Source organism: Nocardia sp. NBC_00565 (genome assembly GCF_036345915.1).
In the GTDB taxonomy this organism is placed as follows: Bacteria; Actinomycetota; Actinomycetes; order Mycobacteriales; family Mycobacteriaceae; genus Nocardia.
Map to the genome: position 1 here is coordinate 2,531,643 of NZ_CP107785.1, position 15,363 is coordinate 2,547,005.

Below are 15,363 nucleotides of genomic sequence, written 5' to 3' on the forward strand. Positions count from 1 at the left end.
AACTGTTTCAATCGCGTCTTCCCGGTGAGCGGGAAACCGCCCGCAGCGGCAGATGCGACAGACCGCCCCAGCAGAGGGAGACGGTGGTTTCGACGGCCTGTTCTTTCGGTAAGGGACGGTCGGCGTTCAGCCAGTAGCGCGCGGTGAACTGGCTGGCGCCGACAAGTCCGACCGCCAGGGCCCAGGCGCGCTCCGGGCCCAGGCCGGAGTCTCGGATGAGCAGATCGTGCACGGCGCCGACGCAGGCCGCGTTGGCCTGCCCTATCCGCCACTGCACGGACGGCTCGGTCGGCACATCCGACTCGAAGATGAGACGGAACCCGTCGGCATCATTGTCGATGAAGTCGAAATAGGCGTGCACCGCCGCCGACAGTCGCCCGTGATTGTCGGTCGTCAAATGCAAGGCGTCCTGGACAGTGGACACCAGTCTGTCCAGATGCTGTTGCAGCACAGCCAGATACAGCTCCAGTTTGCTCGGAAAGTACTGGTACAGACTCGGTTTGCTGAGACCTGATTGCCGCGAGATCTCATCCATACTGGTCCCGTGGTAGCCGCGTGCCGCGAAAATCTCGCTGGCGCTCACGATTACCTGGTGGCTTCGCGCCGCACGGACCAATCTGGCCGTATGCGCGCGGGCCATCATCCGGTCGGATGTGGGCCCGTGCTCGGACATGTGGTCAGCGAGATCGGTCATGTGCAGCTCCTATCGGTGTCCGCGAGTGGCACCGATTATGAGGATACTGTTAATGACCAGCCGCGCCGTCAGCAGGCGCGCGGCGGCTCGGGTCTCATCGACCGGCGGTGCTCGAAAGTTACTGCACTGAAAATATCTACACGACGCTCGGTTGGCGCAGGCCCGCCGGCCGATTCGACGCCCGCCCGACCCGGAGTCCATTCGGGCTGCTGATCGTTGTAGATTCTCGCACAAGCGGCCGATGGTTCCGCCCCAACGGACGCGCACCGGGATGGTGGGTCCGGTGGCGGTTCGGCTTCATGATTCTCGATGCGGGCGCCGCCGGGACTCCGGCCGCAGCGCCGGGTACTCGATGAAGTGGTCGATGCCTGGCATGTCGGTGCCGGGCGGGACGATCTTGTCGATGGCGTCGAGCACATCATTGTCGAGACGGACCTCCGCCGACGCGAGCGCGTCGTCCAGATGCCGCATGGTGCGTGGCCCGACCAGGGTCGAGGTGACGGCGGGATGGCTGCCGACGAAAGCGAGGGCCAATGCGGTCAGGGAGATACCGGCCTGGTCGGCGATGCCGCGCAGAGCCTCTACGGCATCGAAGCGGACTGGGGCGGCGAGTTCGTCCGCGTGGCTGAATCTGCCCTGCATGAACGGACTGTTCGGGTCGAAACGCGACCCCGCAGGCGCCTGTTCGCCCCGCCGGTACTTTCCGGTCAGCCAGCCGCCCGCGAGGGGGCTCCATGGAATCATCGCCATCCGGTGTCCACGCCTGACCCGTCCTTTGTGCTGAGCTAATCCGGCTTGCCGATATGGAGTTCAAGTTTGCCAGAAGTGAGAACGCTACTCTGCGCCAAGCCATCTCGAAACCGGGACCGGATTCGGTATACGGACATTTCGATCACCGGTTTTCTAATGCTGGCGGTGACCGTGGCGGGTTCCTAACGTGCAACGGTGACCTCGACCATCCTCAGTCCCGCGGCGATCTCGATACGCGGACTGAGCCTTGCGTTCGGTGCCACGGCGGTGTTGCGCGAGATCGACCTCGATATCGAACCGGGCGAGATCGTCGCGGTGGTCGGCGCTTCCGGTAGTGGTAAATCGACGTTGCTGCGAGTCATCGCCGGTTTGGAGCAACCGACCAGCGGCGAGGTGCGCGTCGACGGACTCGGCGTCGCCGGTATTGACCCACGGTGCGCCGTAGTTTTCCAGGAGCCGCGCCTGCTGCCGTGGCGGGACGTGTCCGGCAATGTGGCCTTGGGGTTGCCGGTGGGGATCACACGGGCGGAAGGTAAAGCGGCGGTGCGGCATTGGCTCGAGGTCGTCGGTCTGCGCGGTTTCGAGAAGCATCGGCCGCGCCAGATATCCGGCGGTATGGCGCAGCGCGCCGCATTGGCCCGTGCCCTCGTCCGCCGACCTGGCGTACTACTGCTGGACGAGCCGTTCGCCGCACTCGACGCACTGACTCGGCTGCGCATGCAGAACCTGCTGGAGCAGGTGCAACGCGATGTCGGAACGACGGTCGTGCTCGTCACCCACGACATCGATGAGGCACTGGTGCTCGCCGACCGCGTCGTCCTGCTCGAGTCTGCCGGGCTCGAACAGCAGGGTTCCACCGTCGGGACAGTGATCGATGTATCGGAGACCCGTCCTCGCGAACGATCCGACCAGCGACTGGTCGAACTTCGCGCCATCCTGCTCGACCGGCTCGGGGTGCCCAGCCGCAGCGCCATCAAGGAGCACATTCGATGAAATTCCGCACCGCGCTGACCGCCATGGTCGTCGTGCTGGCCGCCGCCGTATCAGGGTGCGTAGCGGGCGAGGGGTCCGGCGGGTCGGGCGCCCGCGAGATCCATTTGGACTACGCCTATTACAACCCGTTGAGCCTTGTCGTCCGCGATCAACGGCTGCTGGAGAACAAGGGAATTACGACGACCTGGGTGCAGTCGGCGGGCAGTAACAAGGCCAATGAGAACCTGCGCGCGAAAGCGATCGACCTCGGATCGACCGCCGGTTCCGCGGCCCTGCTCGCGCGCGCCAACGGCACTCCGATCAAGGCTGTCGGCATCTACAGCAAGCCCGAGTGGGTCGCGCTGGTGGTGCCGGGAAATTCCGCGATCAGCGATCCGACTCAGTTGCGGGGCAAGAAGATTGCCGCGACGAAGGGCACCGACGCCTACTTCTTCCTGCTGCAGGCACTCGCCGCCGCGGGGCTGTCCGGCAAGGACGTGGAGGTTGTCAATCTGCAGCATGCCGACGGGAAGACGGCGCTGGAACGCGGCGATGTGGATGCGTGGGCCGGTCTGGACCCGTACCTCGCGCAGGCGCGTCAAGAGGACGGGGCCCGCCTGCTGTACCGGAACCCGGATTTCTTGACCTACGGCGTGCTCAATGCCCGCGAAGACTTCATTGCCGACCATCCGGATCTGGTGCAGGCCGTCCTCGACGCTTACGCGCAGGCCAGGACCTGGGCTGGGCAGCATCCCGAGGAACTCGCCGCCCTGCTGGCCAGGGAGGCGAAGATTTCCACGGCCGTTGCCGCCGAAGAGCTCGAGCGGACCGTATTGACGGTTGATCCGGTACCTGGCGAAGCCCAGCGGGCCGTGCTCGATCGGGTCGTGCCCATTATCGCGGCCGACGGCAGCGTGCGTTCGGAGAGTGCCGCGCGGACCGCACTCGATTCCCTGATCGAACCGAAGTTCGCCGCGCAGGGCGCACGATGACCGCTGGTCCGCAGCAGGACATCACGAGCCGCGATCCGGCCCGCTCGATTCCGAATCCCGGGTGGAAGCGGGCGGCGCTCGGTCTGGCATTGCCGCTGGTGCTGCTCGGATTGTGGCAGTTCGTCACCTCGACCGGGATGTACTCCCCGAGTCAGCTCCCACCGCCCGCGGATGTCGCCGCCGCGGTCGGTGAGCTGACCGGGCGCGGGGAACTCTGGAGTCATCTGGCGATCAGCGTGCAGCGCGAGATCATCGGATACGTGGTCGGCGCCACCGTCGCACTCGGGCTCGGTGCATTGGTCGGCATCTCCGGCACGGTCCGCAATGTTTTGGCTCCGACGGTCGAGGCCTTTCGTACGGTGCCGTCGTTGGCGTGGGTGCCGCTACTGCTGCTGTGGCTCGGGATCGGCGAGCAACCGAAGATCGTGCTCGTCGCGATCGGTGCGTTCTTCCCGGTCTATACGACGACGGCTTCGGCGCTGTCCCACGTCGATCCGCATTTGATCGAGGTCGGCCGGGCCTACGGATTGCGTGGCCCGGCGCTGCTCGTCCGGATCATGTTTCCGGCGTCCGCGCCGGCCGTGCTGAACGGGTTACGCCTCGGCTTGGTCAACGGCTGGCTGTTTCTGGTTGCGGCCGAACTCATCGCGTCGTCGAAGGGGCTCGGGTTCCTGCTCATCGATAGTCAGAACACCGGGCGCACCGATGTGATGCTGCTGGCGATCGTGCTGCTGGCAATGCTCGGTAAGGCCAGTGACTTCTTCTTCGGTGTGGTGGAACGCAAGGTCGTTGCGCGACGAGCTTGAACCGGTAGTTCAACTGGTCGCGATCTCCAATAACGCGTCGGCCACCGCTTGCGGCTCGGTGATCATCAGATCGTGTCCGGTGTCGATGGCCCACAGGCGTCCGGCTGCCCGGGCGTCCTCGATCAGGGCCGGGTCACGCGTGGTCAGCGTCGAGGTGCAGACGATGTGGTACTGCGGCAGTGCCGACAGGGCGTCCTCGTTGCGCAGATCGAGCTTGTCCTCGAAGCACCGCCACGGGTGGCTGGTCAGCCGCGCCTGCATCCATGTCAGGTCCGTGGCATCGGTGACCCCGTAGAAAAGGCCCGCGTCCTCGGTCGGGAGCAGGACCAGTTCGACCCCATCGACGATCTCACCGAGCGGCCGGGTCGCCTCGATGATCGGACCCGCGACATCGACCAGGGACTGGCCGTTGACCGGATTGGCGGCGTCCAGATACACCAGGCGGCCGACCCGGTCGATGGCCAGGTCCGCGGCACCCGTGATGACCATGCCCCCGTAGCTGTGCCCGACCAGGATCACATCCCGCAGGTCCTCGTAATGCAGCAGCGACGCCACATCCTGAAGGTGGGTGTCCAAACCGATATCCGCGAGGCGGAGGTGCGCGCGCTCGGCCAGCCCCGACAGGGTCGGGGCGTACACCTCGTGGCCCGCCGCGCGCAGCAACCGGGTTACCGGCCGATAGCACCACCCGCCGTGCCCACCGCCGTGTACCAGAACAAACGTAGCCATCTCACTCCCGAAACTGCTGCTCTCAAACAGAGAGAGTTATGTATCGAGTAACCTGATTACTCAGTAATCAGATTACTCTAGGAGTGTGGGCGCAGGGCAGGAATCGGAGACTGCACAGCGAATCCTCGCCGTGGTGCTGGAATCGCTGGAGCGCGGCGGATACGACGGCTTGTATCTGCAGGAAGTGGCGCGCGACGCCCGGGTATCGCTCGCCACGGTGTACAAGCTGTTCGGCACCAGGGACGAACTGATCGTCGCCGCGATCGAACAGTGGATGGCAGGGGCCGGCTACGCCGACCTCGCCGCTCCGACACCAGCGGAGACGCTGTCGGAGGGGCTGATACGGCTGTTCCGCTGTGTATTCGAACCGTGGGAACGCAATCCGCGGATGCTCGAGGTTTACCATCGCGCCCGCTCCGGGCCGGGCGGGCAACGGCTCGAAGCCCAGGGCTTCGCCGCGCTTCTCCCCGCCGCGGGCGCTGTCCTGGCCGGTGCCGATCCCGGCTACGCCGACGATCTCGGCCGCATACTGACCAATCTCAGTTACGGGCTCATCGGCCGCTACGTCGACGGCGCACTCGACATCACCGAGATCCTGCCCACCCTCGAGCTGGCCGTCCACCGGCTGACCGCCAACAACGAATCCGATGCCACGGCGACCCATCTCCGCCGCATCGAGCTCGATGCCACCGCCCAGACAGATACTCCTCGGGCGGCGCCACCGGCCACTATCCGGTGAGCTCGTCGAGCTCGTCGACGCGGTTCACCTGCTGATCGGCTCGTTCGGAATCGTTGCCGCGTTGACTCTCTGGCGCAGCTGCTCGTTGCGATGTACTTCGCCAGTCATGACAGCCAGTGTGGCACCGAATGCAAGAAAGCAGGGGAGGAAAGTTTTATCCCTGGATCCTGTTCTCCTACGAAGAAATTCTCTCTTTTGCGAGTCGGTGTGAGTGTGGAAGTCGACGACGGAGGGGAGGGCACGTCAATTTGCGACACAACATTCGGTGCGGTGCTTGAAAGGAATTCCGCATGTGCAAAGTCGTTTTCGTGGCCGGCGCCGGCCGCGGCGTCGTGAGCACGCGGGGTCGACCGAGTGGCGACCTACGCCGATGGGCGATCATCCGGTGTTCCCTCGAAGCGCCGGATCTGCTTCTCGACGAAGTCGAACGTTTCCGCGTGGCCGCCGGTCACCCCGAGCGACTCTTCGAGCACCAGAAATCGCGACATGCTCGCCATCGCGACCGCGACGACGGGGCCCGGCCACATCTCGGTATCGATATCGTAGCGCCGCAACAACGTTCGCAGCGCCGCGATCTCGGCGTCGCGGAATCGGGTGGAGTATTCGGCGATCGCGGCGCGAATTGTCTTGCGATGGTTGGCCAACGCGGCGAATTCCATGGTGAGCGCCACTGCGGCCGCTTCGGTGTTGAACTCCCATAACGCCCGCAGTGGATTTGGCCCCGCCAGCGCCTCGGCCTGCCGTTGCAGTCCCGCCTCGGCGCGGCGCTGGAAGACCGCGAGCAGCAACTCGTCCATGGTGCGGAAGTAGTAGTGGACGAGCTGGTACTTGAGCCCGGCTTTGCGGGCCACGCTGCGCGAGGTCACGGCCGCGTATCCCTCGTCGAGCATCAGTTGCTCCGCGGCGTCCATCAGCACGATGCGGTTCTTGGCGTCGGGCGCGCCGATCCTTCGCGGTGATGCCATGTGGTCGCTGTCTTTCTGTCAGTCGGGCAGCTGGAACAGGCGTCGTGCCAGCGGCATGAGGTGCCGGCGCAACGCCTCGTCGTCGAGGTCGACGACGAACGGGTGCAGCGTGGCGCCGCCGATGGCCGCCCACGACATCGCCGCAGGTACCCGCGCGTCGGCATCGGCATCCGCGCCGGCCAGCACCGAGAAGAGGTGGTCCATGAGCCGTTGGAACGGTTCGTGGTCGGCCAGGAACCGGATCATCACCGGATCGGTCTGCAACGCGCCGACCCAGTGACGTCGCTCGACGGCGAGGTCGACCATCTGGGTGAGCAGTGCTTCTCGCGCCGCCGACGGGGATTCCCCGCCTGCGGCCTCGGCGGCGTCGGCCGCGGCGGCGAGCCGCGCGAGTTCGATGCGGGCGACGGCGAGAACGATATCGTCCTTCGACTTGAACTGGTGGTAGACGGCCGCTTTGGTGACGCCGATGGCATTCGCGATCATCTGCAACGACGTCCCGCTGACACCGTGCCGGGCGAACAATCCGACCGCGGCGGCAATCGTCCGGGTCTGCGCGGCTGAATATCCGGCCGGGACGGGGGTGGTCGGCACACCGGATGCGGAACTCACGACATGAGGGTAGCCGATCGGCTCTGTTCCTCTTATTAGCAGGCTAGCCGATCAGCTAGCCTGGCCCGGATAGCCGATCGGCTAGTACGCGGGGACCGTGCCGAGCGCGCGCTGCAGTTCACCTATGCCTGGCACATGGTGGATCTGCTCTGGATCGCCATTTTCGCGCTGGTCTATGTGATGAGGTGAGTGATGAACCGGACTGCCGCTCGGATCACCAACGTCGGAATCCTGTTGTGCGCGATCACGATACTGTCGTGGTGGCTCGGCACCGAGGGCACCGGCGCTGGTATCGAGCCCGCTACCGTGATCACGATCGCGGTCGTGGCGATGGGCTTGCTCGAGGCGCGCTTCATCATTCGGCATTTCATGGAGGTGCGCACCGGCCCGGCGTGGCTACGCACGGCACCGATATGTGGCTGATCTCGCTGTGGGGGAGCGTGTTGGCGATCTACCTCGTCTAGGGCCGTCTAGGGCAGATCCACCTTGCTGGCCAGCCAGCGGTCACCGACTCGATCCATGGTCATCAGGATCCGGTTGCGGTCGACGCGGGGCGTCGGGTTGGTGACATTGGTGATTTCCGCGTCGACGAACAGCATCACCACGACCTGGTTCTTCGAGGCGGACTGGACGCTCGCGGCGACGACCCGGCCCTTGCTGACCGATTTGGCTTGAATCAACAGGGGTTTGAGCTGATCGGCGGACTTGGTGTACATATCCTTGAAGCCGCCGGTCGCTCCGTTCATGGCGGCCGCATAGCCGGTATCGATATGGTCGGAGTCGATGCTGGTCAGGGTCACCGCGTATTGCTGGGCGGCCGCCAGCGCCTGCGCGCCGGCGGCGTCGATGTCGTTGTGGGTGTGTAGCTTCCAGCCGAATATCGCCGCGAAGACGGTCGAGACCACCACCATGAGCAGCAGGAGCGCATCGACTCGCTGGGGCAGCCATCGACGCCATCGAGGTGCTGTCGTTTTCGTATCGTCCGTAAGATCCTGCGCAGGAAGAGATTCCGGCTCGGCGTCGTCGACAGATGCGGCAGTATCGTCCGGCTCGGTGGTTATCTGGTCGGCGGTGTCGCGTTCGGCCGTCGCTGTCGTGGTTTCTCGCATGATGTGCTCTCCTGATCGTCACCGGTTCCGACAGCGAACTGCTCACTTGGTCGGAATCGGCAGCGGCGCGTTCGCACCGCCGTAGGGGGTCGGAATTGTGAACGGTCCGGCCGGTGTCGGGTCCGCTGTCGCGAGTGGATCCACGCCGGGGGGCGTGGTCGCGGTGTTGTCGCCGGGCGGGCGCGGTGCGTTCGCCGCGCCGCGCACCAGGACCGATGGGTCCGGATTCGGGCAGCGCGCATGCAGATACGGTTCCGGGAAGTCGGGTATGGTTCCCGGCCGTCGCGGCACGTTGTAGTCGCAGGCATAGCGCGGGTAGGGGCTGGCCAGCGCCCAGACGCCGCCGTCGCGGATGGCGGTGGAAACGGCGTCGAGGGTCGAGCCGGTCCGCTGCTGCGGGAAGAAGAATTCCTGTAGGGCCGGGATGTGCAGATAGGACATCTGCGATACCGTCGCCAGGTTGCCGAGCAGCTGAACCATGGTCTGTGAATTGTTGGCGATGATCTGGTCCGCTGTGGTCAGCAGGCCGGGGGTGTTGTCGACGAGAGTGCCGAATCCGCCGGTCATGGCCGCGACACCGCTCATGGTTTCGGATAGGTTGTGTCCGGTCGATCCGAGCACGGTGCCGGCCTCGCCGAGGGTGGTCAGCACCGTTTTGCTGTTGTGTAGCAGGCTTACCGTTTGGGGTAGTACGGAATCCAGCGTCGAGATCATGAACATGCCGCCGTCGAGGATCGCCGCCAACTTGTTCGGACCATCCGCACTCACGCCGAGTTCGCCCATAATGGCCTGGAGTTCGGCCGGATCGATCTGGGCCAGCGTGCCATTGAGGTCGCCCAGTACCTCGGCCATGGTGGTCGGTGTCGAGGTCCGCTCCGCGGTGATCAGCTCGCCGTCCGATAGGTACCTGCCGCTGTCGGTCGAGGGCAGGAAGTCCAGAAACTGTTCGCCCGCGGCCGAGAGGGCGGCGACTCGAACACCGCCTGTCGCAGGTATTTTCGTGCGTTGGTCGATCTCGGCGACCACGAGCACCTTGTCACCTGTCACGTCGACCGACTGCACCCGCCCGACGCGCACGCCGCGCAGCGTGACGTCCTGATCGGGCAGCAGCCCGCCGGACTGCGCCAGTTCGACACGTACCCGATATCGCGATTCGAGCGGGTTGATCTGCAGCGTGCCGAGCAGGAGATAGCCACCACCGGCGAGGAACGTCAGCACGAGACCGACGCCGGACAGTAGTAGTCGGAATCGCACCAGTCGTTTTGTCGCCCATACCAATGCCCGTGCGGGAGGTTCCAGCAGGCCGCCCCGATTGTTCGCCGCGTTCATCGGCCTGGTCCGTTCAGTCGCTGATTCAACCTGTTGAGGGTGTATGCCAGCGATCCGACGAAATTCGCCCAGTCCGATTGGTCCGGCACTCGGGCACCGGGATCGCCCGGAAAATTCGGGTCCGGTACCGCGCCGATGGCCAGTTGGACGATATCGGCGTAGACGTGCGAGGACTGCGCGTCGATGACTTTGAGGATCATCGGGAGGATCAGGTTGAGCGTGTCGAGATTCGCCTTCGGACTTTCCGCCGCATTGTTCAGGTCCTGGGCCAGCAGGTTGACGTTCGCTATCAGGCTCTGGTTGTTGCTGCCGTTGATGGATGGGAACTGGGCGAGCTGTCGTGCCATCTGATTGATACGACCAATGAGGTCGACCAGGTTCTGGGTGTTGTCGCCGATGACCTGCAGCGCGGGTCCGGCGGCCGCGCTGGCGTCGGCGATAGCCGATTGCTGAGCCGCCAAAGTGGAACTCAGGGTGCCCATCGTCGCGAGGACATCCCGGATCTGGTCGGACCGAGCCGCGAGTCCGGCCAGTAACTGCCTGGTCTGGGCGATCAGCTCGGCCAGGCGATCACCGCGCCCGCCCACCGCCGCGCCGAAGTTGTTCACCAGTTCGGTGACGTTCGCGATGGCGCCGCCGTTGACCAGCAGCGCCGCCCTGGTCAGCACCTCTTCGATGGTGGCCGCCGCGGCGGTGGACGGCAGCGGGATGCTCGCGCCGTCGCCGAGATTCGCGGCGCTCGGATCCGGGTGCGGCGGCGGCGTCAATGCTACGAAGACATCGCCGAGGGGAGTGGCCGATCGCAGTTCGGCGGTGGTGCCGGCCGGCAGCAGCGCACCCGATCTGATCCGCATCGTCACCACCGCGGTGTAGTCCTTCGCCACCATCGATTCGACCTCGCCGATATCGGCGCCGTTCAATTTCACCTTCGCCTTCATCGGCAGGTTGAGCGCGTTGGAGAAGGTCGCGGTCAGCGAATAGCTGTCGCCGTCGACGCCGGGCGCGGGCAGGGGGAGGCTGTCCAGGCGCACCGAGCACGCGGTGCACGAGAGGGTCAAGGCGAGCGCGCCGCCCGCGAGGCCACGTTTGAGTCCGAATATCGTCATATTTCGAGCACCTCTATTTGACGGGCGGTAGGCCCGCCATCGCTTCGAGCATTGCGGCGATTCCGAAATCCGGTCCCATATCCGCTTTCGTTCCGGTGGCGCAGCCCAGCTGCTTCAGACCGAGTAGGTTGCAGACTTCTTTCAGCATCTGACCATCCAGCAGCAACCTGTTCAGGTCGACGGTCGCGCGCAGAGCGCCGACGTCGGGGTCGATGGCGTTGTAGGCGTTATCGGTCACCAGCGGGAATACATCGAGGAATTCGGCAAGATTGTCGTTGTAGTCGGCCATGGATTTCGTCATCGTGTTCGAGCCGGATGCCAGGGTCGTGAGGTTCTGCTGGTTCCTTTGCAGGAGATCGGCCACCGCGACGATGATTTCGTTCAGTTTCGCGCCCGTATCGCCTTTGCCCAGATTCAATTCGGCGAGCAGGTCGCTGAGTTGTCCGATCCCGGAGCCGAATTGGCGCAGTGTCTGATCGTTGCGCGCGGCGATCGTGGTCAGGGTGTCGAGATTGGTGACCACCTTGGTGATCGCGTCCTTGGTCGCGGCGCCATCGTCCCCGCTGAGCTGCAGCGCTCGGGACAGTTCGGTCAGGGCGTCGCGCATGGCGTTCCCATTGCCGACGGTCATGGCCGAGCCGACCTGCATCAGGTCGGCGATGGGACCATTGCCCGCACCATCTCCGCCGAGAGATTTGGCCAGTTTGTCGGCCATGGACAACAAACTCTCGAACTCCACTGGCGTCTTGGTGCGATCGATCGGGAGTACGGCATGGTCGGGCAGCGTCGGCCCGTTCCGGTAGACCGGCGTCAATTCCACGTGCCGATCGGTGAGTACCGAATCCGATATCGTGACGGCCTGCACGTCGGCGGGAATCTTGGTCGGCTTGTCGATGGACATCGTGACCTCGACATAGGACCCGTGTGCCTGAATGCTGACAACCTTGCCGATCCGCATACCGAGCACTGACACCGCATTGCCGGTATACAGCCCGTTCGCATTCTCGAAATGTGCGGTGATCGTGCGGGATTGGTCGCCCGGTCCGCCGAGCGGGCCGCTCGCGCATCCGGCGAGTACTGCGGCGACGGAGATGACAACCAGCTTCACCGCGCGCAGTGCAGTACGCCCACCCGTCGCGCGATCGCCACCCCTCGAGGAATCGCTGCGCGATGCTGTATTCATTTGCAGTCCTCGTAGTACGGCTTCATATTCAGTTGTTCGGCGCGCGCGCTGAGGGCGCACATGAACGAGTCGATGAACGCGCCGTCGGTCGCGCTACCCACCATCTCCTGCCCGGTTCCGGTGGCATTGGCGAACAGCCGCCACGGCACCGGCAGGACCTGCAGAATGTTGCGCAACAGATCGTCGTGCCCGGCGAACATCTGGGTAAGCGTGGTCAGATTGGTGAGCAGCTGATCGATCTCGGGCCGGTCCTGCACCACGATCGGCTGGAGTTGATGTACCAGCGTCGTCGTGGCATCCAGCAGTCCCTTGATGGCCAGCTGCCGAGAGATGAGCTGCCCCAGCACATCACGGCCCTGGGTGACCATCGATGCCAGCTCGGCCTGCTGGTTCTGCAGCATCGTCGTCACCTGACTCGTGCTGGTGAGCAGTGAGCCGATCTGGGTGCGCCGCTGCGCGATAACGGTCGCGAGAGAATTGACGTTCTGCAGCACCTCGGGCATCAGGGCCGGAGCGCCCCGCAGTTGGTTCGACAGCGCCGTCATCGACTGCGCGATCCGGTCCGCATCGATCTGGCCGAAGGTAGTGGTGGCGGCCTGCAACGCGGTCTGCAGGTCATAGGGGACCTCCGTATGCGACAGCGCGATGGTGTGGCCGGGAATATCGCCCGTACCCGCGGGCCGCAGCTCGAGGTAGCGCGATCCCAGCAGTGTGGTCAGTTTGATGGCGGCCTTGGTCTCCGCGCCGAGCGTTACGTCGCGCTCGATTTTCATGGTTACCACGACATGGTCGCCGTCGAGGCTGGTGTCGGTGACGGTGCCGACCGGAATCCCCGCGATGGTCACCCCATCGCCCACGGCGATGCCGGCGGCTTGGGCGAAGTTGGCCCGATACGTGGTCTCGCCGAGGTGCAGCGATTTGATGAATACGGTCGCGCCGACGGCGATCACGAGGACCGTCACGGCGATGACGCCGATCAGCAGTTTGTTCGGGGTCTCCAGCCGCCCGCGCCCGCGCGCCCAGATCTGCTTCAGCCGCGACATGATTGCCCTCATCGACAGATCGCCGAATGTTCGGCGTGGCCACTCGGCGTCGCGAGCCCCAGAATCCGCGGGATCACCTGCTCGGCTCCTGGCACCAGGCTGACCGTGATATCGCAGATGTAGGCGTTGAGATAGGCGCCGCTGTCCACTATTCGGGACATGGCCTTCAACAGCAACGGCAGGTTGAAACCCAGGTAGGCGAACTTGTCCTTGTTGTCGAGCAGATGGGCGGCGAATCCCGGTTGGCGCGTGATGAATTCGGCCAGCGAGGGCTGCGCGCCCGGTACCACGTCGGCGGTCCGGCGCACGACGGTGGAGATCGAATCGATCTGTGCGAACAACGCGTCACGCTGTTGGGCCAGGCCGTTGAAGATCCGCTTGGTCTGCTCGATGACGGTCTGCAGGTTGCCGGTCTGTTTCGCCAAGTCGGTGAGCACGCCGCTCAGATTGTCGATGACCTGGCCGAGCACCCGGTCCGGTCCGGCGAAAGATTGTGCGAGCGTGGAAGTTTCGGTGATCAGTGTGGTCACCGCCCCGTCGTCGCCTTGAAATGCCCGGATCACCGCCGAGGTGATGTTGTCCACCTGCTCGGGCCGCAGCACGCTGAACAACGGCTCGAAACCGTTGAGCAGCTTGGAAAGATCGAATGAGGGCTCGGTGTGTTCCACGGGTATGCGCGCCCCCGGCGGGAGGACTCGCGGATCGCCGAAGTCACCGAGCGACAGGCCGAGATAGCGCTGTCCGATGAGGTTCTGATAGGTGACCGCGGCCATCGTGTTGCCGTACAACACTTGGTCGCGTTGGACCTGGAAGGTCACCTTCGCCGCGGCGCCGTCGAGATCGATCGCGTCGACTCGCCCGACCCGCACACCCGCCATCCGCACGTCGTCGCCGGAGCGCAGCCCGGAGACATCGGTGAATATGGCGGAGTAGCGGTGGGTACTGCCGGGCACGCTGCGTTGCAGGGTGATGTACACCGTCCAGGTCAGCACGATCGAGACGGTCAGAAATACGATCAGCCAGATCAGTGGTTTGCGGTAGCTCATCGGGGCCCTTCTGCCGGGGCGGGTGTCACGTTCACGTCGTTACCCCGGAGCAAGGGTCCGAGGAGGAGGTCGGCGGCGGCGTTGGGATGGCCACCGAGGATCGCGGCGAGTTGTTCGAGTTCCTGCGCGCTGCCGGCCCGGCCGACATTGCCGCCGATCAACGTGGGGGCTTCGCTTTTCACCGCATCGGGGCCGATGAGGGGCGCACCGCCGACGGGGGCAGTAGCGCAACTCGGGCCCGCAAGATCGCCGTAGCGCGGGCAGTCGGCGCGCGTGTACTGCCGGTGCGGTGTGAATTCGACGATGACCTTCGCGGTCAAGTTCTGCGTTTCCGGATCGAAGACTTGTGCGAATCGTGTGGAAACCGCGCGCAGGGATTCGGTCATCTGGACGAAGTTCTGTCCGCCGTCGGCCAGTACCCCGAGGGTGGGGCCCATTTTGCCGGTGACGTCGAGGAGTGTGTCGGTGTTGTTCGTCAATGCGGTGGCGAGCGTTCCGGTCGTGGTCAGTCCGCCGGTCAGCAGGGTGGCCAGTCGTGCCTGCCGCTGGGCGACCGCACGCATCGGCACCACCGCGTCGTGCACCGCGCCGAGCAGTTCCGGCGCCGAAGACCGCAATCCGGCCAGCGCGTCGGTGAGTGTGGCGAGGGTGGACGCGCTTCCATCGGGGGCCATTGCGGCGTTGAGCGCCTGCACAATTCGCTCGAGTTGTGCGCCCGCCCGCAGCGCGTCCGCACCGCGTCCGCTGACGGCGCGCTCGACGGTGGTCAGGATGCCGAGGGTGGGGTCGGTGCCGGAACGTCCTGCGGCGGCGACGATTCGGCTGAGTGCGGTCAAGGATGTCTGCAGTCGAACGGTGGCCAGGCTCTGGTCTTCGGGAATCCGCGCGCCCGAGGCCAGCGGGGCTGCGGGGCCGTTGTAGACCAGCTGAATCGACGGCACCGCGAAGACGTTGCTCGGGACGACCCGGGCGGTCACGGAATTCGGGATCCCGGATGCGTAGCGCGGCAACATATCGATGTGAACCTGGTTCGGTCCGCCATCGGTGGACGGGGTCACGCTATCGACCAGGCCGACCACGATGCCCTGGTACTTCACATCCGATTTCCGCGGCAGACCATCGCCCACATTGACCAGGGTGGCGGTGACCCGGACGGTTTTCTGAAAGATGCCCTCGGACTTGGCGATCAGCACGGCGACGGCGAATGCCGCGATGACCAGAAAGATGATCCCGCGCCGGAACAGCTGGGGCCCGGAGAGGCGGTCGGACTCGAATGCGATCGACATCT

General features: G+C 65.0%; 17 protein-coding genes. 5 read left to right on the forward strand and 12 right to left on the reverse strand.

All coding sequences use genetic code 11. The annotated features are described in order from the left end of the window. Positions 1-7: 7 nt before the first annotated feature. Both OG874_RS12190 and OG874_RS12195 read right to left on the reverse strand, forming a co-directional pair. Positions 8-694, reverse strand: coding sequence for a TetR/AcrR family transcriptional regulator (locus OG874_RS12190; RefSeq protein WP_330255234.1), 687 nt, complete (start codon positions 692-694; stop codon positions 8-10). 297 nt (positions 695-991) lie between these two features. Continuing rightward, the gene (locus tag OG874_RS12195) at positions 992-1,444 is read right to left on the reverse strand and encodes an aldo/keto reductase (RefSeq protein WP_330255235.1); all 453 of its coding nucleotides are present in this window, start codon (positions 1,442-1,444) and stop codon (positions 992-994) included. Between the two features lie 225 nt (positions 1,445-1,669). Here OG874_RS12195 and OG874_RS12200 point away from each other — a divergent pair, with 225 nt between their 5' ends. The 3 genes from OG874_RS12200 to OG874_RS12210 all read left to right on the forward strand — a co-directional run bounded on the left by OG874_RS12200 (position 1,670) and on the right by OG874_RS12210 (position 4,214). Beyond that, positions 1,670-2,437: an ABC transporter ATP-binding protein gene (locus tag OG874_RS12200; protein WP_330257270.1), complete on the forward strand. Its 768-nt coding sequence runs from the start codon at positions 1,670-1,672 to the stop codon at positions 2,435-2,437. Then, complete coding sequence (locus OG874_RS12205; RefSeq protein ID WP_330255236.1) at positions 2,434-3,408, forward strand: aliphatic sulfonate ABC transporter substrate-binding protein; 975 nt, start codon at positions 2,434-2,436, stop codon at positions 3,406-3,408. The genes OG874_RS12200 and OG874_RS12205 overlap by 4 nt, the downstream gene beginning before the upstream one ends. Positions 3,409-3,545: 137 nt before the next feature. Continuing rightward, complete coding sequence (locus OG874_RS12210) at positions 3,546-4,214, forward strand: ABC transporter permease (protein WP_330257271.1); 669 nt, start codon at positions 3,546-3,548, stop codon at positions 4,212-4,214. A gap of 9 nt (positions 4,215-4,223) precedes the next feature. Here OG874_RS12210 and OG874_RS12215 read toward each other — a convergent pair whose 3' ends face one another. Continuing rightward, a complete protein-coding gene (locus tag OG874_RS12215) occupies positions 4,224-4,943 on the reverse strand; it encodes an alpha/beta hydrolase (RefSeq protein ID WP_330255237.1) in 720 nt (239 codons plus the stop codon). Positions 4,944-5,028: 85 nt separating this feature from the next. Here OG874_RS12215 and OG874_RS12220 point away from each other — a divergent pair, with 85 nt between their 5' ends. Further along, complete coding sequence (locus OG874_RS12220) at positions 5,029-5,682, forward strand: TetR family transcriptional regulator (protein ID WP_330255238.1); 654 nt, start codon at positions 5,029-5,031, stop codon at positions 5,680-5,682. Positions 5,683-6,044: 362 nt separating this feature from the next. On the opposite strand, the gene OG874_RS12225 is transcribed toward OG874_RS12220, so the two are convergent. Both OG874_RS12225 and OG874_RS12230 read right to left on the reverse strand, forming a co-directional pair. After that, complete coding sequence (locus OG874_RS12225) at positions 6,045-6,647, reverse strand: TetR/AcrR family transcriptional regulator (RefSeq protein ID WP_330255239.1); 603 nt, start codon at positions 6,645-6,647, stop codon at positions 6,045-6,047. Positions 6,648-6,665: 18 nt separating this feature from the next. Continuing rightward, positions 6,666-7,259, reverse strand: a complete 594-nt coding sequence (locus OG874_RS12230; RefSeq protein ID WP_330255240.1) for a TetR/AcrR family transcriptional regulator — start codon at positions 7,257-7,259, stop codon at positions 6,666-6,668. 192 nt (positions 7,260-7,451) lie between these two features. Here OG874_RS12230 and OG874_RS12235 point away from each other — a divergent pair, with 192 nt between their 5' ends. Continuing rightward, complete coding sequence (locus tag OG874_RS12235) at positions 7,452-7,682, forward strand: cytochrome C oxidase subunit IV family protein (RefSeq protein WP_330255241.1); 231 nt, start codon at positions 7,452-7,454, stop codon at positions 7,680-7,682. Positions 7,683-7,729: 47 nt separating this feature from the next. On the opposite strand, the gene OG874_RS12240 is transcribed toward OG874_RS12235, so the two are convergent. The 7 genes from OG874_RS12240 to OG874_RS12270 are packed head-to-tail and all read right to left on the reverse strand — an operon-like array spanning position 7,730 to position 15,361. Further along, entirely contained in the window at positions 7,730-8,368 is a 639-nt protein-coding gene (locus OG874_RS12240) for a hypothetical protein (protein ID WP_330255242.1), read from the reverse strand. A gap of 42 nt (positions 8,369-8,410) precedes the next feature. Further along, positions 8,411-9,697 (reverse strand): MlaD family protein, encoded by a 1,287-nt coding sequence (locus OG874_RS12245; RefSeq protein ID WP_330255243.1) that lies wholly within the window; start codon positions 9,695-9,697, stop codon positions 8,411-8,413. Next, positions 9,694-10,803 carry an MlaD family protein gene (locus OG874_RS12250; RefSeq protein ID WP_330255244.1) on the reverse strand — a complete coding sequence of 370 codons (1,110 nt, stop codon included), beginning with the start codon at positions 10,801-10,803 and terminating at the stop codon, positions 9,694-9,696. Before OG874_RS12250 ends, OG874_RS12245 begins: the two co-directional genes overlap by 4 nt. Before the next feature lie 13 nt (positions 10,804-10,816). Next, entirely contained in the window at positions 10,817-11,986 is a 1,170-nt protein-coding gene (locus OG874_RS12255) for an MCE family protein (protein ID WP_330255245.1), read from the reverse strand. After that, a complete protein-coding gene (locus tag OG874_RS12260) occupies positions 11,983-13,029 on the reverse strand; it encodes an MlaD family protein (protein ID WP_330255246.1) in 1,047 nt (348 codons plus the stop codon). Before OG874_RS12260 ends, OG874_RS12255 begins: the two co-directional genes overlap by 4 nt. Before the next feature lie 8 nt (positions 13,030-13,037). Then, positions 13,038-14,075, reverse strand: coding sequence for an MlaD family protein (locus OG874_RS12265; RefSeq protein WP_330255247.1), 1,038 nt, complete (start codon positions 14,073-14,075; stop codon positions 13,038-13,040). Further along, positions 14,072-15,361 carry an MlaD family protein gene (locus OG874_RS12270; protein ID WP_330255248.1) on the reverse strand — a complete coding sequence of 430 codons (1,290 nt, stop codon included), beginning with the start codon at positions 15,359-15,361 and terminating at the stop codon, positions 14,072-14,074. Before OG874_RS12270 ends, OG874_RS12265 begins: the two co-directional genes overlap by 4 nt. Positions 15,362-15,363: the final 2 nt, after the last annotated feature.